At 45.0% G+C, this 19,972-nt stretch carries 16 protein-coding genes; 12 read left to right on the top strand and 4 right to left on the bottom strand.

Annotated elements, in window-relative coordinates; genetic code table 11:
* Nucleotides 1-21: 21 nt before the first annotated feature.
* Nucleotides 22-204 (top strand): ParE family toxin-like protein, encoded by a 183-nt coding sequence (locus tag AC3A14_RS18395; RefSeq protein ID WP_487779094.1) that lies wholly within the window; start codon nucleotides 22-24, stop codon nucleotides 202-204.
* A gap of 63 nt (nucleotides 205-267) precedes the next feature.
* Here the strand turns inward: AC3A14_RS18395 and AC3A14_RS18390 are convergent, their stop codons facing one another.
* From AC3A14_RS18390 to AC3A14_RS18380, 3 genes are all read right to left on the bottom strand, one after another.
* Complete coding sequence (locus tag AC3A14_RS18390; protein WP_318733393.1) at nucleotides 268-462, bottom strand: hypothetical protein; 195 nt, start codon at nucleotides 460-462, stop codon at nucleotides 268-270.
* Between the two features lie 13 nt (nucleotides 463-475).
* On the bottom strand, nucleotides 476-2,539 hold the full coding sequence (locus AC3A14_RS18385; RefSeq protein WP_318733392.1) for a DNA phosphorothioation-associated putative methyltransferase: 2,064 nt from the start codon (nucleotides 2,537-2,539) through the stop codon (nucleotides 476-478).
* A gap of 237 nt (nucleotides 2,540-2,776) precedes the next feature.
* Complete coding sequence (locus AC3A14_RS18380) at nucleotides 2,777-4,828, bottom strand: ABC1 kinase family protein (protein ID WP_318733391.1); 2,052 nt, start codon at nucleotides 4,826-4,828, stop codon at nucleotides 2,777-2,779.
* A 136-nt stretch (nucleotides 4,829-4,964) separates the two neighbouring features.
* Between AC3A14_RS18380 and recN the strand changes: the two genes are divergently transcribed.
* From recN to sbcD, 11 genes are all read left to right on the top strand, one after another.
* Nucleotides 4,965-6,692, top strand: a complete 1,728-nt coding sequence (recN, locus tag AC3A14_RS18375; protein WP_318733390.1) for a DNA repair protein RecN — start codon at nucleotides 4,965-4,967, stop codon at nucleotides 6,690-6,692.
* A gap of 331 nt (nucleotides 6,693-7,023) precedes the next feature.
* The gene (locus AC3A14_RS18370) at nucleotides 7,024-10,152 is read left to right on the top strand and encodes a GAF domain-containing protein (RefSeq protein WP_318733389.1); all 3,129 of its coding nucleotides are present in this window, start codon (nucleotides 7,024-7,026) and stop codon (nucleotides 10,150-10,152) included.
* A gap of 211 nt (nucleotides 10,153-10,363) precedes the next feature.
* Nucleotides 10,364-10,951: a hypothetical protein gene (locus AC3A14_RS18365; protein WP_318700353.1), complete on the top strand. Its 588-nt coding sequence runs from the start codon at nucleotides 10,364-10,366 to the stop codon at nucleotides 10,949-10,951.
* 67 nt (nucleotides 10,952-11,018) lie between these two features.
* A complete protein-coding gene (locus AC3A14_RS18360; RefSeq protein WP_318733388.1) occupies nucleotides 11,019-11,477 on the top strand; it encodes an ABA4-like family protein in 459 nt (152 codons plus the stop codon).
* A gap of 132 nt (nucleotides 11,478-11,609) precedes the next feature.
* Nucleotides 11,610-11,795 (top strand): TLTLP motif-containing protein, encoded by a 186-nt coding sequence (locus AC3A14_RS18355; protein WP_318700355.1) that lies wholly within the window; start codon nucleotides 11,610-11,612, stop codon nucleotides 11,793-11,795.
* 147 nt (nucleotides 11,796-11,942) lie between these two features.
* Nucleotides 11,943-12,455, top strand: coding sequence for an inorganic diphosphatase (locus AC3A14_RS18350; RefSeq protein ID WP_318730782.1), 513 nt, complete (start codon nucleotides 11,943-11,945; stop codon nucleotides 12,453-12,455).
* A 531-nt stretch (nucleotides 12,456-12,986) separates the two neighbouring features.
* Nucleotides 12,987-13,892, top strand: coding sequence for an MBL fold metallo-hydrolase (locus AC3A14_RS18345; protein WP_318733387.1), 906 nt, complete (start codon nucleotides 12,987-12,989; stop codon nucleotides 13,890-13,892).
* Nucleotides 13,893-14,121: 229 nt separating this feature from the next.
* The gene (locus AC3A14_RS18340) at nucleotides 14,122-15,078 is read left to right on the top strand and encodes an Rpn family recombination-promoting nuclease/putative transposase (RefSeq protein WP_318733386.1); all 957 of its coding nucleotides are present in this window, start codon (nucleotides 14,122-14,124) and stop codon (nucleotides 15,076-15,078) included.
* 205 nt (nucleotides 15,079-15,283) lie between these two features.
* Nucleotides 15,284-17,104: an FAD-dependent oxidoreductase gene (locus tag AC3A14_RS18335; protein WP_318733385.1), complete on the top strand. Its 1,821-nt coding sequence runs from the start codon at nucleotides 15,284-15,286 to the stop codon at nucleotides 17,102-17,104.
* A 78-nt stretch (nucleotides 17,105-17,182) separates the two neighbouring features.
* Complete coding sequence (locus tag AC3A14_RS18330; protein ID WP_318733384.1) at nucleotides 17,183-17,443, top strand: hypothetical protein; 261 nt, start codon at nucleotides 17,183-17,185, stop codon at nucleotides 17,441-17,443.
* A gap of 126 nt (nucleotides 17,444-17,569) precedes the next feature.
* Nucleotides 17,570-18,799, top strand: a complete 1,230-nt coding sequence (gene sbcD, locus AC3A14_RS18325; protein ID WP_318733383.1) for an exonuclease subunit SbcD — start codon at nucleotides 17,570-17,572, stop codon at nucleotides 18,797-18,799.
* Nucleotides 18,800-18,864: 65 nt separating this feature from the next.
* Here sbcD and AC3A14_RS18320 read toward each other — a convergent pair whose 3' ends face one another.
* Nucleotides 18,865-19,440 carry a pentapeptide repeat-containing protein gene (locus AC3A14_RS18320; protein WP_318733382.1) on the bottom strand — a complete coding sequence of 192 codons (576 nt, stop codon included), beginning with the start codon at nucleotides 19,438-19,440 and terminating at the stop codon, nucleotides 18,865-18,867.
* Between the last annotated feature and the right edge of the window lie 532 nt (nucleotides 19,441-19,972).

Genomic DNA, 19,972 nt, shown 5'->3' with positions numbered 1-19,972 from the left:
CAGAAAAAATGGCGCGATCGCCTGCCTTGTCTACACTCTACGATTCCGAAAAGCTTTAGCTTTTCGGAGAGTGACAGAAGAGGGGTATGGTCTGTAAGAGTTGGGAAACATTATAGAGCTTTAGGTTCTGATGAACCAGAGGGAATTCTATGGTTTTGGATTGATCCCCATAGCAAATATGATGATCTAATCAAGGAAAGTTAGCTTTTAGAGTGCCCTAAGCATAGCTATTGAGTTAAGTTGACAACTGTCCATCCATCAATCCTCTTAATCTGGACGAACTGAGCAATGTTCTCGCCCATAATTGACTTCTTTATTTCCCTGGGGATCGATCCACACACACCAAACGCCATTGGCTTGATGAATGCGCCAGCGATGCATGATTTCGGCGTATAGGGTAAAGCAAAATAATAATCCGATACAGCCAAAACCAATGGCGATCAAAATTCGGTCTTTATCCATGATAAATTCATAATTAATATTTTTGTCTTCTATAGGAGGCTAATCGTTTTTTGTGAGCAGATTTTAAGAGCTTGAGGCGATAGGGGTCAAGGTCTTTGCTCCAACGAACTTGGGATGCGCTAATTTCTGCTCCATGTTCTTCTAAACATTTAAGCCATCCGCGACGGGTTTGGATAGCTTTCCAATCTTCAAAAAGTCCCCATTTTTCTTCTTGTTGGCTGAGTTTCTGGAATTTTTCAAACTGGGGATAGGTAGAGTCAATAAATTGTTCTTTGCGGTGCAAGATTGGGGGATTGGGATGATCGTCATAGCTTTCATAATAGACAGCTAAATCTCGTAGGTCAATTTGCAGGATGGTTTTTAAGAGAGGGTGAGGAGTTTGGTCAAAATCGAGATAAAAGAGATAGGAAATTTTGGGAAGATTGAGGTGAAATTTAATCAGGGTTGCTCCTTCAAGTCTGCCGATGGTGCGGTTGGCACAGCCTTCGTAAAGGCGCAGGCGTGGATCGAGGGAGTCGAGATAATGGGAGTGAACGGTAAAAGATTTGGGGGTAAATTTGCCAACAGGAGAGTTTTGACAGCACCGAGAAATAAAGTCTAAGTCGCCTAAACTAAAGAGCATTTGATCGGCTAAAATGCAAGCACTTTTATAACTGCCAAATAAGCTTTGAATATCTTGCCTGATGGTGGGGGAGAGGTGGCGAAATTGGGGGCGATCGCTAAAATGAGACAGGGCGAGGTAGACTAGGAAATCCTGACGGCGGGAGGTCGCGATTTTTTCCCATTCTTCTTCTTCGGTGACTTGGAGGACGAGTTGAAAGGCGCGACGAAATGTGCCAAACTCCTCTAAAATCAAAGCTTCTTGGGCTAATTCTCCTCGTTTGGGCAGTCGTCCGCGATTGGTAAAAAATGTCATCAGAGGAGCGAGTAATTCCTGATAGTCTTCAAACCGCCGTACTTCGATACGGATGCGAGGAGTAGAGAGGCGCGAATGGAAGCGGGAGGCGCGGAAAATCTCGGCTTGGGTGCGATCGCGAAATACGAAGTAAACCCCCAAATCTACAGGTACTGCATCGACCTCTAAGACTCGATCGATATAGGTTTTCAGCTCTTCCTGTTCGTAATATTTCTGGAACGTATTGCGCTGGGTAATCACTCCATCAGCATAGGCGATCGGGCGATCGCTTGCCGCACTAATCAACACCTGCGCCGACACCACCAAAACCTTTTGGGTTAGCTGCCACGCTTTTAGCAGCGCTTCCTGGCGTTCTCCCTGGTCTTCAATCACATTAATCACATAGCCCAAATTGACAATATCAGCCTCATGGAGCGGCGTATCCGGGCGATAATAGGGGTCCCATCCACCACTGCTATACCCCTTCTTTGCAATCTGTTTAATATCCTCCCCATACCCACATCCATAGTCAAAAAACGTCGTTTCTGGAGTAAATAATTCCGCCTCCAACGCCAAACGCATCGGTCGGGATAACTCCTTGCGCACCATAGCCGCTTTATACCGTTCAATGACCGGAGCATAGGTCGTATGCACGGTCGTTTCCATAGCAACAACCCGATGATCCTCAATGTTCACCCGATGTACCGATAACCATTTTTGCCAATGCTTTAATGTGCCAATCGAAAACCCACTGCGTTTATTTAAGAGTCCCCATTCTTCTTCCTGTTGGGTTAACTGGGCAAACTTCTCATAATGAGGGTAGTGGGGTGTAACAAAGGTTTCCTTGCGGTGCAAAATGGGGGGATTTTCGCTGTGGCGATAGTCGCGATAAACGGCTTTTTCCTGGGCAAAATCTACTTGTAAACTAGCGTGCAGACGAGGATGGGGGTCGTCGTCAAAATCGGGATAATAGAGATAGGAAATTTTCGCTTGATCGAGGTGAAATTTAATTAACGTCGGCGGTTCTATTTCTCCTGCTATTTGACGGCCGAGGGTTTCGTACTCTTGCAGTTGGGCATCAAGAGCATCCAGAGCCGTAAGATGAATATAGAGGGCATTGGGCAAGCGTTTGCCGATCGCACTCTGTTGGCAGAGACTTAAAATGTCAGCATGAGAGACCATCGCGTGGGAGAGACATCAGGGTTTTTCCTAGTTTACCTGGATTTGCAAACAAGGTCTGGAAGGTTGGGGTCGCTCCTTCGTCCGATCTCCCATGGACATGCATTTCCCCTCTCGTTTTAGTCGGCCTTCATCTTCATAAGGAGTGCCAATCTACACCTAAATATAATCTTCTTCATTTCTCCCCAGCTCCATTAGGAATTCACCCCTGAAAGCCCTGAGCGTGAACGAAGAAGGGTATCATTTGATCGACACCACCGCAGCCGGTAAAGCCAAAGGTGGAGAATCCGATTTAGGAACCGATGCTAACTTTTTTTCTGAAGTTCCATTGCCCCCATCTTCACTGAGTAACACTTCTCGAATAAACCGTGCTAAAACTCGTTGAGCTAATCCACTGGCGATTTGTTGTCCCATTTGTTGGGTTTCGGGCTTGAATAAAACCTTGGGCAATAACGGCGCAATTTTCATGGGATCAAATCCTTGAGTTTCTTGCACAATTCGTAAAATTCGCTGCATATGTTCGATGTTTTTCCGATCTTCGGGATTACTTGTAGATATGGGTGCAACTGGTTTTTGACCATTCATCCCTACTGTTGTCCGGAAACGATGACTAACATTTTCCAGAGTAGTACGTCCCAGGATGTCTAAGCTTTTGACCATTTCCTCAACGATGCGATCGCGGATAAAACTGCCGCGATCGGAAAAAAGGAACTCAATCGTTTGATTTAATACTACATCTAAATCATAATCTTGACTATCACGGGCATTTTTGAGCAGATTTTCCAACCGATTCCAACGGAAACTGCCATCTTTGAATAATAAATCCCTTAAGGAGGTTCGCAATTCTGGAGATTGGTCAGTTAATAAACGTTTAGCCACATAGGGATACGCTTTACTCAAAACTTTAAAATTAGGATTCACATTAATGGCAATCCCTTCTAGCGTTACTAAAGATCGAATAATTAAGGCATAATAGGCGGGAACCCGAAACGGATAATCATACATCACCTGGGAGAGTTGATCGGTAATATTCTTAAAGTTCAACTCAGCCACAGATGCGCCCAGAGCATCATTAAAAACTTTTGATAAAGCGGGAATAATCGGAGTTAAATCTGTATCTGGCGTGAGAAATTCTAGTTTGACATAATCATGGGCTAACCCGGAAAAATCGCGATTTACAAGATGCACGATCGCTTCAATTAGGCCATAGCGTTGATAGTCCTTGACCTCGCTCATCATGCCAAAATCCAGATAGACTAATTTCCCATCTCCAGAGGCGAGTAAGTTACCGGGATGGGGGTCAGCATGGAAAAAACCATGTTCGAGCAATTGCCGTAGGGAACATTCAACCCCCACTTCAATTAAATAGGATGCATCTAATCCTTGCTGGCGAATTTTCTCTAAATCGGTTAATTTTGTGCCCGTAATCCACTCCATCGTTAACACCCGACGATTGGTATATGGCCAATAAATCCGGGGCACATAAATATCCGGTAGATACCCATATAATTGCTCAAACCGTTCGGCGTTTCTGCCTTCATGGGTATAGTCCATTTCTTCATAAATGCGAGCGCCAAATTCATCGGCGATCGCTACTAAATCACTCCGCACCCGCCGACTTTTCTGTACCCAAGCGGCTAAAGAGCGGAGAATATACAAATCTAGAGAAATTTTTTCCCGTAAATCCGGACGTTGAACCTTGATCGCCACCGTTTCCCCAGATTTGAGCTTCCCTTTGTAAACCTGACCCAAAGAAGCGGCAGCTACGGGTTTAGCGCTAATTTCAGCATAAATAAATTCGGGGCGATCGCCTAACTCTTCCTCAATGAACTGATAAGCCACCTCATTCGGAAACGGGGGAAGTTGATCTTGAAGCCGGGTTAACTCCTCTAAAAATACGGGAGGCAGCAGATCCGGCCGAGTCGATAAGGCTTGTCCTACCTTAATATAGGCTGGGCCCAATCGAGTTAAAGTCTCCCGCAATTGAACCGCCCGCTGGCGCTCTTTTTTTTCCGAAGCCCTCCCAAAACGTTTATCCCACCATAAGCCCACAACCAAGCCAAGAAAAGACGACACGAGCGCGATTATCCGTCCCCAAACTTCCCAGGGACGGGAACGATAAAAGTCCGTCAACTCCTGCGGATCGTAATGGATCTCTGGGGGTTCCACGGCTGAATTATTGGATATAATTGTCTGTTCTGACATGGGGCTAAAATGTGCAGAAGAAGAACTGGGACTCTGGAAGTCCTGGAGTTTTGATAACCCCTGTTGATGGGAAGATGAGGATGGCATATTGACATTCATGACTTGAGGTGGGCTGGATCTATTACTGATTGTAAAGTAATTTTAACAATTCCCCCCCTTGAGACGCTCGATCAATTTTGTTCGGTTCCCTGGATCAAGTGCTTTTCTGGTAAGTAAGCCGTCTATGTTAATCTCCCTAAAAATTGAGAACTTTGCCCTTATCGATCGCCTAGAATTCGACTTTGCCCCAGGCTTAACCGTCTTCACCGGGGAGACTGGAGCGGGAAAATCCATTATTCTAGATGCCCTCGATGCTGCCCTAGGTGGCAAATTAAACCCTAAAGCGATCCGCTCAGGAGCGTCCCAAGGGTTAATTGAAGCCACGTTTACCCTTTCTCCCCTAGTTCGAGAATGGCTACAAGGGCAAGAAATAGACCCAATGGAAGACCAAACCCTCACCTGTAGTCGGGAGATCAAGATCTATCAAGGCACATGGCGATCGCGATCGCGCCTCAATGGAATTCTGGTCAACCGTCGGCAAATGGAAACCCTACGAGAATTATTAGCCAGCATTGCGGCTCAAGGACAAACCGTACAACTTGGAGATGCCATGCGACAGAGGCAATGGTTAGATCTCTATGGAGGGAGTGAACTCTTAGCCGTCCAACAACATGTAGCCATGGCTTATGAAACCAAACAAAAACTAGCCGCTAAACTCCAGCGACAACGACAGGATGAACAATCTCGACTGCAACGGATTGACCTTTTAGAATATCAACTCACGGAGTTAAATCAGGCCCAACTCACCACAGCCGATGAATTAACGGAACTCGAACAAGAAAGTCAACGGCTCTCCCATAGTGTCGAACTGCAACAGAAAAGCTATCAAATTTATCAAGCTCTGTATCAGGGCGATCGCTCCTTAGCCGCTGCCGATCTACTCGGAGAAGCCACAAGCTTGTTGGATGATATTCTTCCCTACGATCCCCAACTGCAACCGATTTTAGAATTAGTTAATGAAGCCCTGGTACAAGTTGAAGAAGCCGGACAACAAATCAATGCCTATAGCGATCGCCTCGAAACTGACCCCGAACGCCTCGATAATGTGGAAGCACGGATTTTTGAACTCAAGCAAATCTGCCGTAAATATGGGCCATCCCTCTCAGAGAGCCTCACCTACTGGCACACCATTCAAACCGAACTTGACGACCTCACCGCCACCAGTGAATCTCTAGAACAATTGGAAAAAGACGATCGACAAGCCTTAGACCACTTGAAAACATTATGTAATCAGCTACACTTACAGCGCCAAAAAGCTGCCGCTAAACTAGAGGCGCGTTTGGTTGAAGAACTCAAACCCCTAGCCATGGACAAAGTGCAATTCAAAGTCGCTCTTACGCCCATCCCCATTACAGCCACAGGCGGCGATCGCATCACCTTTGGTATAAGTACGAACCCTGGAGAACCCATTCAACCCTTAGCGACTACAGCTTCGGGAGGGGAAATGAGTCGCTTTTTACTGGCTCTGACGGGCTGTTTTTCCCAGATTAACCCCGTCAATACCTTAGTATTTGACGAAATTGATACTGGGGTTTCAGGACGAGTTGCAGAGGCGATCGCTGATAAACTCCATCACCTCTCCCAACATCATCAAGTTCTGTGTGTCACCCACCAACCCTTAATTGCTTCCCTCGCCGATCGTCATTTACAAGTCCGCAAAGAAACCATTACCGAAAATGCCAGCAACCATCCCAGAACAGTCGTTCGCGTCACCCTCCTCAACGATCGACAACGCTGTCAAGAACTCGCCCAACTCACCGGAGGTAACTCAGCCCTCGAAGCCCTATCCTTTGCCGAATCCCTGCTTCAACAAGCCAACAAAAAACGCCAACGCCATCATCAACCTTCCTAAACCTTCATTTTTCCCCCATGCTCTCCTCTCCCAAGCCAGGGCAATTCCCCAAGAACGTAATCCCTTCCCCCATTTTTCGGTACACTGGGAAAACCCTTGACCCAGACCAAAGAAAGAACAGACAGAGCCAAGCTGTCATGGCTGCAAAATTCAATTGCGATTAAAATTAGGCTATCCTAACTCTTGAATCTTCTGGATTCGTCCTTTAAGATACACCTAACCGATGGTTCCCTTCTCTAAGCTGTAGCTTACTAAATTTAAAAAATGTGCCTTTAGGCCCTTGAGTTTCCCACTAAACGAAGACACAACTCTTAATATATCGGTGACATCTATGGCAACATCATCTTCCAACTCTCCTATTGTGGACACAACCGCCACCACGATCGATATTGATGCAATGAATGCGGACGGAACTCCTGCCCATGCCGTATCAGCAACAGTCATAGATGTAGAAGACAATGCCCCTCAACCCGCTCCCCCAGAACCGAATGAGTCCTCTGGCATTACCGGAGGATTAGTTACAACAGGAGGAGGAGGTGATTTTTCTAGTTTTTTAGCTCCCCTGAAAAAAGATACCTTTAAGCAAGTCGTCAGCGACGTTGAAGACAAGCTCAAAGTCGTAAATCAAACCCTATCGATGTTAGATAACCTCTTGGATAACCAGGGGTTTGATGCCATTCTTGATGAAATGCTGCGATCGATTACCCTAAAAACAGGGGAACTCCTCAATGCCGATCGCACCAGTATCTTTCTGTTTGATGAAGAAAAAAATGAACTCTTTACCATCGTTGCCAAAGATGAAAAAGGTAACGCCCTAGAAATTCGCATTCCCGCCGATAAAGGGATTGCAGGAGAAGTCGCCACCTTTCGCAAGGTCGTCAATATTCCCTACGACTTCTATGACGATCCGCGATCGACCACCGCTAAAGCCTTCGACAAAAAAAATGGCTATCGCACCTACACCATGGTCGCCATGCCCCTGGAAAATGAAGAAACTGGGGAATTAGTGGCAGTCGTACAACTGATTAATAAACTCCAAATCGATGCCGATCGCGAAGCCGACTTAGACGACAAAATCGATCTCAAAGGTTTCACCGCAGAAGATGAACAAGTCTTCAAAGAATTTGCTCCTTCCATTCGCTTAATCCTAGAATCCTCCAAATCCTTCTACGCAGCCACTCAACGGCAACGGGCAGCTTCTGCTCTCATGAACGCTGTCAACTCCCTAAGTAAGAGTAGCCTGGACTTAGAAGACACCCTTGGAAAAGTGATGGATCAGGCTAAAGAACTGATGAACGCCGATCGCAGCACCCTTTGGCTCCTTGATGAAGAAAAAGGAGAATTGTGGACAAAAATTCTCATTGCCGGTAACCTCACCGAAATTCGCATTCCCAGAAGTGCCGGATTTGCGGGTATGGTAGCCGAATCTGGAGAACCCCTCTTAATTCCCTTTGATCTCTACAATGACCCCCGTTCCGAAACCTCCAAAAAAACAGACCAGAAAACTAAGTATCGCACTTGTAGTATGCTCTGTATGCCTGTCTTTAATGCCGACGATCGACTCATTGGCGTAACCCAACTGATTAATAAGAAAAAACAAGGCGAATATCCCAACTACAACCCCGAAAACTGGCCGGAAGCTCCAGAGCAATGGAAATCTAGCTTTAACCGCAATGATCTAGAATTCATGCGAGCTTTTAATATTCAAGCCGGAGTTGCCCTCCAAAATGCCAAGCTCTTCGATCAGGTCAAACAACAACAAAAAATGCAGGAAGATATTCTACGGAGCTTGACCAATGGCGTGATTTCAACCGATAAAAATAGTCACATTATTGCCGCTAACCAACGTGCTAAAGAACTCTTGGGACTCGATCAAACTGAACTTGAAGGAAAATTACTCCCCCCTCTGATTCGGATTAAAGAAGGAGACTTCAAAAAGTGGTTTGATGCCGCCCTTGCCCCCAAAGATAATAAGGAACGCCAGCAATTTTATCCCGATCAAACCCTGATTCTTTCTGGAGAAGATGGAGAAGATGTTGAGCAAAGTGTTAACCTTTCGATTAATTCCATGAATGATGCCCTCAATCCGACAAAAGTCAATGGTGCATTAGTAGTGATGGAAGACATCAGCGATGAAAAACAAGTCAAGAGCTTGATGTATCGCTATATGACCCCAGAAGTTGCTGAGTCCCTACTAGCCAGTGGCGATACAGGACTCGGTGGAAAACGCAAAGAAGTCTCTGTTCTGTTTAGTGACATTCGCAGCTACACCACCTTAACGGAGAAATTGCAAGCGGAAGAAGTGGTCGCCATGCTCAACAGCTACTTTGAGGAAATGGTGGATTCAGTCTTCCGCTACGGTGGAACCTTGGATAAATATATTGGTGATGCTCTCATGGCGGTGTTTGGCTCTCCTGCACCCCTAGAAGATCACGCCTGGTGTGCCATGCAAACGGCTGTAGAAATGCGATATCGCCTGGCTGAATATAACCAGAAACGTAAAGCACAAGGGCTAATGGAAATTAGCATTGGGATTGGTATTCACTCCGATGTAGTCGTCAGTGGTAACATCGGCTCATCTAAGCGTATGGAATTAACCTCCATTGGTGATGGGGTGAATTTGGCTTCTCGTTTAGAAGGAACCAGTAAGCAATATGGAACCGATATTGTAATTAGCGAAAAAACATACAGGAACTATGCCGATCGCGTCTATGTGCGGGAACTCGATAATATTACAGTGAAAGGGAAGAGCAAACCGGTCACTATTTATGAACTGTTAGGAATTCGAGAAGAGACTTCGGTAGTCGGCCGTCCCCTCACCGATAAGCAAGAAGCGGTGAAAACCCATTATGAACAGGGACGCAAGCACTATTTACAGCCAGCCCACGATAAGTTGTCTTACAACGAAATCCTAGCGGTTTTGGAGCAGTTAGAAGAGTTATCGGAATCAGAGTTGAAAAAAGTTTCCTATGATGAAACTCAGATGCTCTCCAAGATGCTGGCCCAGGTTGACCGGGAAGAGTTAATTGAGCTTTTAGGGGAAGCCACCTTAAAACGGATGTTGGAGGTAGACGATCTCAGTCGCAAAACAGTAACCGATACTTACTGGCAAACGACTTTACCAGAAAAAGTGAATGAACTCACTCCCCGTCAAGTAAAGAAATTGCTGCAAGCGAAAGTGTGTCAGTTTGTAGGGGCAGAGGAAACTCGGCAGATGTTGGCTGAAGAAGCTCAGGAAATGTCTTCTGCTCAACTGCGTAAGTTTATTGATTTGGCTCGCAAACCGTTTGCAGCTAAAGCTAAAGAGTCTTTCAAACAGGCTCAAGAAGAGTTCCAAAAGGTTCTCAAGGCCGATCCCAATAATAAAGCGTCTAAATTGCATATTCAGCGCTGTATGCTCTATGAGGATAATCCACCAGATGAAACTTGGGATGGAGTCTGGAAACTCACGGAAAAATAGACCAAAACTCAAAGGGCTTAAACTTACTTAAACTTAGGTTGCTTGACCGCGATCGCCTTTCTGGTCTAAATTAGTAAGAGTGGGTATTCTCAGAACATTGGGTGTAGAGGTAAACCAACTAGCGTCGGTAAGTCGCACCCATAAAACTCTGATTTGATCATTCTCATCACAAAAAATTGATTCAAGATTAAATTAACAGCGAATTGGGTTTATGAACGATGTGAACTGGCAGTCAAAATACAAAGATTGGATTGATAAAGTCCGTCTGTTCTTAACGCAAACTGCCCAAGCCTATCTATTAGATATACCAAGACTCCCAGAAACCCTTACCCCACAAATTACGCCCTTGTCGCGAAAAGCCAAAGAAATTAAGGAAATATACCAGGATGAGTCGGGGAATCTTCCAGAAGGAGATGTAGACCTATTGTGGGTTGACCAAGTTCACCAGTTCTTGCAAAAACTGTCCGACCTCTATTTAGCATCAAACCAGCCTTCTTCACTTCACAACCACTTAGACTTGTCCAGCCAAGCAAGAACCTTAGCCAAGGAAGCCAAACGAATTCAAGAACACCCGTCCCAGCCTAAACCCACCCATGGGACTCCAGGCATAAACCCCAGTCCTGACCTAGATCAGCACGATCCTCTCCCCCCTTTGTCTAGAGATAACATGAGTATTGAGGATTTACAAAAAAAAATTAAAATTCAGTGGGCTAATAGCTCTAATCCCAATGCTCCCGAATGGCAACAGTTAATTGTCCTATTGGATGTGGCTCAAGGACTCTATCGAAATTTAGTTTAAGCTTTAGTGAAACCGATCGCTCCGAACAAGGAGAGTATAATAACCTTTACAGGATTATTTTAGGTTCATGATGCTCGATTGGTTGTTTAATGGCGCAAACCTTTTTGTGCTGCCTTTTTGGACGTTAATCATTGTCTTACCCAATTGGGTGGGAACTCGATGGGTGATGAAGTCGTTCCTTCCCTTTGTGGCTCTAGCGGGTTTGTATGTGTATCTGCTCATAGGTACGATTGATGGAGAATCAGCAGCTGCTTTAGCCAATCCTCAATTAGCCGATTTAGCGCGATTATTTGCCAATCCCCAGGCAACAGCAACCGGTTGGGTGCATTTTCTGGTAATGGACTTGTTTGTGGGACGCTGGATTTATTGGGAAGGACAAAGGACAGGAGTTTGGACGGTTCATTCAATTATCCTCTGTTTGTTTGCCGGGCCGATTGGCTTGCTCTCCCATATTCTTACCCAAGCAGCTGGCGAGCGGTTCTTTACGCCATCGCCAGAATCAACCCCTCCAGAAATGAGTTCGTGATACTGGGTAAAGATTGTTGTCAAACTAACAATCTGGCGATCGCACATCCGTAAAATAGAAGCGAGGGGTCAATAACTCCCCTCCCCATCAAGTCTTGTTTTGTTCAATAGAGGTCATTAAAACCCCTTCTGTATGGAATCAGAAAGTGAGCTTGGAACTGGGGGCAAACCCCCAAAACCTAGGGTAGCAGATGTAATTGGCACAGCCATTGCCTTATTAACCTTGACCTTACCCTTGTGGGCGATCGCCTACTATTCTTCAGGTAATGTCAAAATTGTACCGGGTGTGGGCTATCCCTTACCGCAAGCCAGAGAATGACCCCTATGAGCTAAAAAAATCCAACGGATTAAAAACGATTCATTCAGACCAAGCAGTTGGGATTGGTGACCATCTTCCCCTAAAATTTGATTCGGGGCAAGGAGGAGTCATCCTCCCCACTCCACTGACGCTATTTGGAGAAAACTCTTGGATTTATCACGGATTCCCGCCCAACCGAAACCTGGCTTATTGAGTGTATTGATCGAAATCACAGCCGGAAGCAAGAATAAGTACGAATATGATAAAGACTTACAAGCCTTTGCTCTAGACCGAGTATTGTATTCCTCTGTCCACTACCCCTATGATTATGGATTTATTCCCAATACCCTAGCTGATGATGGCGATCCTCTAGATGGTATGGTCATGATGGATGAACCTACCTTTCCAGGGTGTGTGATTGCTGCACGACCCATTGGGATGCTAGAAATGATCGATGGCGGCGATCGCGATGAAAAAATTCTCTGTGTTCCAGATAAAGACCCCCGGTATACAGGCGTAAAATCTCTCAACGATGTTCACCAACATAAACTCGATGAGATTGCCGAGTTCTTCAAGACTTACAAAAACTTGGAGAAGAAAGTCGTAGAGATCTTAGGATGGAAAGATATCGATCAAGTTTTACCCTTGGTCGAAGAATGCATCAAAGCAGCCGCTAAATAATCATTCCTGGTCAAATTTTGGCCATCCTCCCTAACCTTAACAGGCGTGACATCGGTCAAGTATCCGTTTGCTCACGTCTGGCAATCCTGGAATCACAAGATCCCCCCTGAAAAAATAAAATAAGGTAAAATCAGGGCATCTAGGTAACCTAAACCCCCAGAATATTTGAGTATCTCTTCAAGGTAGAGATACCAACCATCTGGAATTACCGATCAGGCAGTAACCTAGATCTTAGGGTGCAACAAGTCTCAATCGCATAGACTTGAAACAAAGCGGTATTTATCAACATTGCTCAAACAACAGGAGATTAAACACAGAAATCAACCAAAGTTAGGGTGGGAAATCTGGATCAGATCAGGTTAAGATGACCCCATATACGCTGTTTGCATTTCTATCTCCTCTTGTTCATCCCTGTGAACTCCACTAGGAAACCTTAGAAGCAATGGCTAGGCTAGTAGGCACAATACCACTTACGCTCTGGTCGTTCACAAGAACAATACTCAGCTAAACCCAGGCTAAATTTAGCGAAAGATGTCACAATCCGATCCCTCAGCTCCTGTTGTCAAACCTGCATCCAGCGCGGATTATACGGAATCCGTCGTTCCATCTCCCTTAACCATTAAATTCTGGGGGGTTCGAGGTGATATACCTACACCAGGTGAACAAACCGTCCGCTACGGTGGCAATACCTCCTGTGTTACCTTAGAAACCCCTCAACATTTTTTGATTTTTGATGCGGGTACTGGGGTCCGCGTTTTAGGTAAATACCTCTTAAGTCGGATGCCAGTGGAAGCTCATTTATTCCTATCCCATTGTCAGTGGGATCGAATTCAGGGCTTTCCATTTTTTGTGCCCGCATTTATTCCCATCAATCGGTTTTATGTATATGGCTCTTCAGCAGTGAATGGGGATTCGATGAAAGATCGACTCAAGGAACAAATGCTTCCCCCTAACTTTCCCGTTCCGATTGAAATTATGGGATCGGATCTGAAGTTTTGTGATGTCGATCCAGGGCAAGTACTAAAATTGGAAGCAATGGAAATTCATACCTGTTGTTTGAATCCGATTAATCAGACTTTGGGTTATCGCATTCACTATCAGAATCAAATTGTGGTTTACGCGACAGATATTGAAGCAGACACCAATGAACTCCACCCAGAATTGATTCAGTTGGCCTGGGAAGCGGATGTACTGATTTATGATACTCATACCTGGATGATTGATGAGCAAGGAGCCAAGGGCAATTCTAAACCGAAAGATTGGAATTGGAAAAGCGGTATTGAGGTAGCGAAAAAAGCTAAAGTGAAGCAGTTGGTAATGTTTCACCACGATCCAGGTTATACGGATGATTCTTTAGATGGGATTGAACGACAGATTCAGGCAGTTTTTCCCCAGGGAAAATTAGCCCGTGAAGGAATGGAAATCGTAATCCATTAGTTAATTAAGAATTAGAAGTTAAAGATTAAAAACTTATATTTGATAAGGATTAGAAGAGGTCGCTGGTGAGGTTTAGGACATCGGTTTTTAGGTAGACATAAGAATAAATTGAGTCAGAGCTAGACAGCCTAAACTAGTTTTGAGAAGTATAGACTGGGCGATCGCGATATAGCCCTCCTATAACCACACCTATGAACCAGCAAACCGTTGCCCTAAATCGAATAAAAATATGAAATTTATCAGTCCCAAAACCGATTTTGCCTTTAAGCGCATCTTTGGTTCCCAAGAAAGCAAAGATATCTTGATTAGCTTATTAAATGCCTTCATTTATGCGGGTAAGCCAGAAATTACTGACCTAGAAATTATCGATCCCTATAATCAGGGCGATACGAGTACCCTAAAAGATAGCTATTTGGATGTGAAAGCGATCTTAGGTAACGGTACAACCGTCCTGATTGAAATGCAAGTGCTAAATGTGCCTGCCTTCAAAAAGCGAGTCTTGTATAACTGGGCGAAAACCTATAGCAATCAACTCACCATAGGAAAACCCTATGTGGGACTCCAACCCGTCATTGCTCTAACGATCGCTGATTTTCCCCTATTTCCGAAGGCTCAACCCATTATCACCCACTTCTGTTTAAAAGAGAAAAGCCTATCATTCGAGTATCCTGACGAACAAATCGAACTGATCTTTGTGGAGTTGCGAAAATTCAATAAATCCCTGGAAGAATTAGAAACTCTGACGGAAAAATGGATCTACTTTATAAAAGAAGCACCCAATCTAGAGATGATTCCCAGTTCTCTAGAAGAAGTACCAGAAATCGGCAAAGCCTTGGGAATTGCCAATCGAGCCAATTTGAGTGCCAAGGAAGTAGATGAGTTAGACCGAAAGGAACGGTGGATACTCGACCAGCAGGGTTATGTCGTGCAAGCAAGGACAGAAGGATTAGAACAGGGACGCGAACAGGGACGCGAACAGGGACGTGCTGAAGGGCAATTGGAAGCAGCATTAGGATTGATTTTGCGTCAACTTCAGCGACGGTTTAGAGAGGTTCCTGAAGTGGCGATCTCCCAGATACAACAATTGTCTTTAGATGATTTGGATGAGTTAGGAATGGCGATTTTGGATTGGACGAGTTTAGACGATTTATCCCGTTGGTTGAGTCAGAGGGAATTAATGGAGTGAAGGCAGTTCAATCCCTTCAGCGCTTCGCAGTCTTTTGGGGCAATCGCCTTTTCTCAGTGATGACAGGCTTATCAAGCCCAAAACCTTGTAGGGGCAGGTTCACCAACCCATGAGGAGACAAACCTTACAGTAGTTATAGTGTAGATTGCCTCTTGCTCGCCCTTTCTTGCCATAATGCCCAGAGTATCGAACTCTGAGGCAAGCCATGAACCAAATAGAAGAACGCAGCGTAGATATCCTCGTTGTTGGTGGGGGAACGGGGGGAACCTGCGCTGCCATCCAAGCCGCCCGTCGGGGCGCTCAAACCCTGCTCGTCAGTGAATTTCCCTGGTTAGGGGGCATGTTAACGGCAGCCGGAGTATCTGCACCCGATGGTAGCGAGTTGGCAGCCTTTCAAACGGGAATGTGGGGGGCATTTGTACGGGAATTAACTCAGAAACAACTGGGAGGATTAGACCATAATTGGGTGAGTTTATTTGGCTTTAGTCCCCACATAGGAGCGCAAATTTTCCAGGACTGGGTGGACGAACTGCCTAACCTGGACTGGATTTGGGGACAAACGCCATTAGAAGTGTATCGAAACGGCAACCGTATTACTGGGGTTCGGTTTCAAAGCTTGCGGGTAAATGCCACCCTTACGCTAGATGGAACTGAACTAGGAGATTTACTCGCCTTAGCCGATATTCCTCATCGTTGGGGTTGGGAACTGCAAGCTGAATGGGGAGAACCGAGTGCTCCTCAAGAAGCTAACGAACTGACGCAACGCTATCCGGTACAAACACCCACTTGGGTGATTCACCTACAAGATTATGGAGAAGGAGTCAGTGCGCCAGATATTCCCGGTTCTGTCGCAGAATCAGTATTTGCGGGAGCATGGGAAAACCATGGTGTAGAGAAATTCTTAAGTTATGGCCGTTTACCGAATGGCACCATGATGATTAATTGGCCGATTCAGGGAAACGATTATGGTATCAATCTCAATCGCCTAATTGAATCCCCTGAAAACCAATTTACCTTCTTACAAGAAGCCTTAGAGTATAGTCTCAACTTTGGGCGTACGATTCAAGCCCAATTGGGACAACGCTACGGGTTAGCGGTGAATCAATTTCCTGTTCTCGACTCCAGCAGTTCCCCTCGCTCTGCGCTTCTTCCTGCATTTCAACAAGGAGTCGCCCTTTATCCCTATTTTCGAGAAAGTCGCAGACTCAAAGGACAAATTACGCTGCGAGAACAAGACATTTTGCCCCAACCGGACGGAAATGTGGCTCAATTACCCAGAGATGAAACTGGAGCCATTAATAGTATTGTGATTGGCAACTACCCTAATGACCATCATTATCCAGGGGTTGACTTCCGTCTGGCTCCGAAATCTCTACGCTGGGGGGGACGGTGGACGGGAACTCCGTTTACACTGCCCTATGGCTGTTTAGTTCCAGAGGAAATTACCGGATTTCTGGTCTGTGAAAAGAATATTTCTGTCTCCCATATTGCCAATGGAGCCAGCCGCTTGCAACCGGTGGTGATGAATATAGGGCAAGCCGCAGGAATGGCAGCAGCGCTCTGTATTGAGCGCCGGGAAGACCCCCACAATTTACCGGTGCGAGTTTTACAATCAGCTTTGTTAACGGATAAAAGTGCCCCAGCAGCCGTTATTCCCTGTTTTAATCTCACCCATGGCTCTCCAGATTGGCAAACCTGGCAATTCCATTATTTAGAGCATGGAGAGGAGTATCCGAAAACTGGCTATACTCCCAACCCTTCTTCCCCAGTTGATTTAGGAACAAGTTGTACTGAGGGGTTAGAGGTATCAGGACTGTTTAAGCGCTTAGAGGAACAAAGCTATCAATTGCAGGTCAATGCCCCTGTCCAATGGGGGGGAAGTACCTGGCGATTGATTACCACTGAACCCCTAGTTAATCATACTTTCGAGGGTCTGGAGGATCAACAACAGATTCGCCTGCGCGGACGCATGAATTCAGCCGGGGGTTGGATGATTGTGGAAGAAATTACGGACGTTTTTAGTTGATAAACTTCCACAGTTTATCCGGATGCACTAGGGAAACCGATGAGAAGTAGAACAGTTACTTCAAGACAGATGTTTCCCATGCGTACCAACAACTCCATTAAAATTAATCATTTTCTGTTTTTGTCTGTGGTTATTGGTTCGATAGGTTGGGTTAACCTGCAAACCAGTCCTAAGGTTGCTTCCTATTCAAATCAATCTTCCCAATATGTAGAAGAGAGTCAAACCCATCGCGGAAGCGGACGGTGTGATGATACGGAGTGCCCTTCCTCCCAATCTTTTGATAGCATGAAAACTGCTCGTCGAGGCAGTGGACGGATTGACTCTAATCAAACCAGTTAAGAGTTGAGTAGGATAGAATATTTTCTAGTCCTGCACCTCTAAATACGATGATGATCAGCTTTAGATTCTCTCATCCCCCATAACCCTGAAGTTAATGGGGGGTATTTTTGTTGCTGGAGAGACAGGATGATTAAGGTTTTACATCTATCGGATATCCATTTGGGGAGTGGGTTAAGTCATGGAAGAGTGAACCCAGAAACAGGTTTAAATACCCGTTTGGAGGATTTTATCAGGAGCTTGTCCTACTGTATCGATCGCGCGATCGCCGAACCTGTCGATTTAGTTTTATTTGGCGGCGATGCTTTTCCAGATGCTACACCTCCCCCCTATGTCAGTCAAGCGTTTGCTGGGCAGTTTTATCGTCTAGTGGAGGCGAATATTCCGACGGTGTTATTGGTGGGTAACCACGATCAACATGCTCAAGGAAAAGGGGGGGCAAGTTTATCGATTTACCAAACGTTGGGGGTTCCAGGATTTATTGTTGGCGATCGCCTAGCTTTACACCAGATTACCACTGCCCATGGCCCCATTCAAGTGATTACCCTCCCCTGGTTAACTCGTTCGAGTTTATTTACTCGTCCAGAAACCCAAGAATTATCCCTTTCAGAAATTAATCATCAATTAATCGACCGGTTGCGAACTGCCCTTGAAGCGCAAATTCGCCGTCTGAATCGAGATCTTCCCACGATTCTTTTAGCCCATGTGATGGTCGATAATGCCCACTATGGTGCAGAGCGGTTTTTAGCTGTTGGCAAAGGGTTTACTATACCCTTATCCATCTTGGCGCGTCCTTATTTTGATTATGTAGCCCTCGGTCACGTTCACAAACATCAAATCCTCTGCGAGCATCCACCCGTTGTCTATCCTGGCAGTATTGAACGGGTGGATTTTAGCGAAGAAAAAGAACAGAAAGGTTATATGCTAGTGGAAGTGGATAAAGGACAGGCAAATTTAGAATTTTTACCCTTATCTGTGCGCTCGTTTAAGACGATTAAAGTTGATCTGAGTCAGGTAGAAGATCCCCAAGAACAACTCATTCACACCCTAGAAAGATCTTCCCTTCAAGATGCCGTTGTACGATTGATTTATCAGATTCGTTCCGAACAATTAGATTTAATCGATTCCCAGCAACTCCACGAACGGCTAGAAGTGACCCATAGTTATACGATTCAACCGGAATTAGTCAGTCAACTCTCCCGCACTCGACTTCCGGAATTAGGGCAAGGAAAGGAAGTCGATCCCTTATCCGCTCTGCAAGCTTATTTAGATAATCGAGAAGATTTACAAGAATTAGCCCCACAAATGCTAGAGGCAGCACAAGAGTTATTAATTTCTAGCAATATTGTAGATTCCTAGAGGAGAATTAGAAACTAGGTTCCCTAAAGAAAAAGGGTTTCTCAGAGAAGATACCCTGTTAGAAATCACTGGTTATTGGTTGATTCACAATAGCGACGTTTTGCCCGTTCTTCTCTTGCTCTTTGGAAGTCTAATGTATTGAGATCGACGGGTTTTCGCATCTGTTCTGTAGTTTCTGGATCTCCTTGATAAATTGTTGCCCCATCGGGCATTTTAGCCCCATTGAGTTTAATTCGATTATCAACGATTGCCCCCGTAAAATCGGCTCCGGTTAAGTCGGTATTTCTTAAATCTGCACCTCGCAGATCGACCCCTTGTAATTTAGCATCTACAAAGTTAGACCATTGAAATTTTCCGTCTTGTAAATTAGCATTACTTAAATCAGCACAAGTGAAATAAGCGCCTTCAAAGTTACTGTTACTTAAGTTAGCATTCATTAAGCGAGATTGCCTGAGTTGAGAGCCTTTAACGGTTCTGCCGGTAATGTTGCTTAAATCAGCGTCAATCAGATCGCATCCTTGACAGGTACGACCTCCATTCAGTAGTCGAGTAACGTGATCGGGGTTAGCCGCGATCGCTACAGTGGTAAATCCGATACTTACCCCGATCGCGATCGCTAACGTCTTTTTGAGTTTGATCATAGTAACTAAAATCCTTGAAGAAACTACAATAAAGGAACTGAGGATTATGAAAATAATTATACAAAATTCAACCGGTGGTTTCAAATTAAAAAAAGGTTAATTTTTTCTGACTCGATGATAGAATGATTCTACCTGAACTCAGAATAAAACATACTGGATGTATTATCCAAACCCCTTGATTTTAAATCTCTCCACTGGGTCTCCGAGTCCTGAACCCTTGCCAGAACCCGTAAATCTAGTCTCTCACCAGGGTCAAACGATTGTTTATATTGGTATTTTTCTATTGATTGTTACGCTCATTATTATTGTGGGCATGATCAATCAAAAAATAGAAAAAGCGCCGATCATCTCAGTGCTACTAAGTTTGATTTTGATTCCCATATTATGGTTGATATAACCCGTCAAAATCAAAAACTAGATTACAATAGAACGGAAAATAGTTTGTGTTGCTGCTTTGAGTATAGCGCTTCGCGCTAGGCACTCTAGCAATAGACCCTCTAGCAATAGCTTGCATTGCTTAGGGTTTAAGGCT

This window comes from Roseofilum sp., from assembly GCF_982964205.1.
Note: the sequence above shows the minus strand (reverse complement) of the source record. Positions and strands in the feature narration are given on the sequence as shown.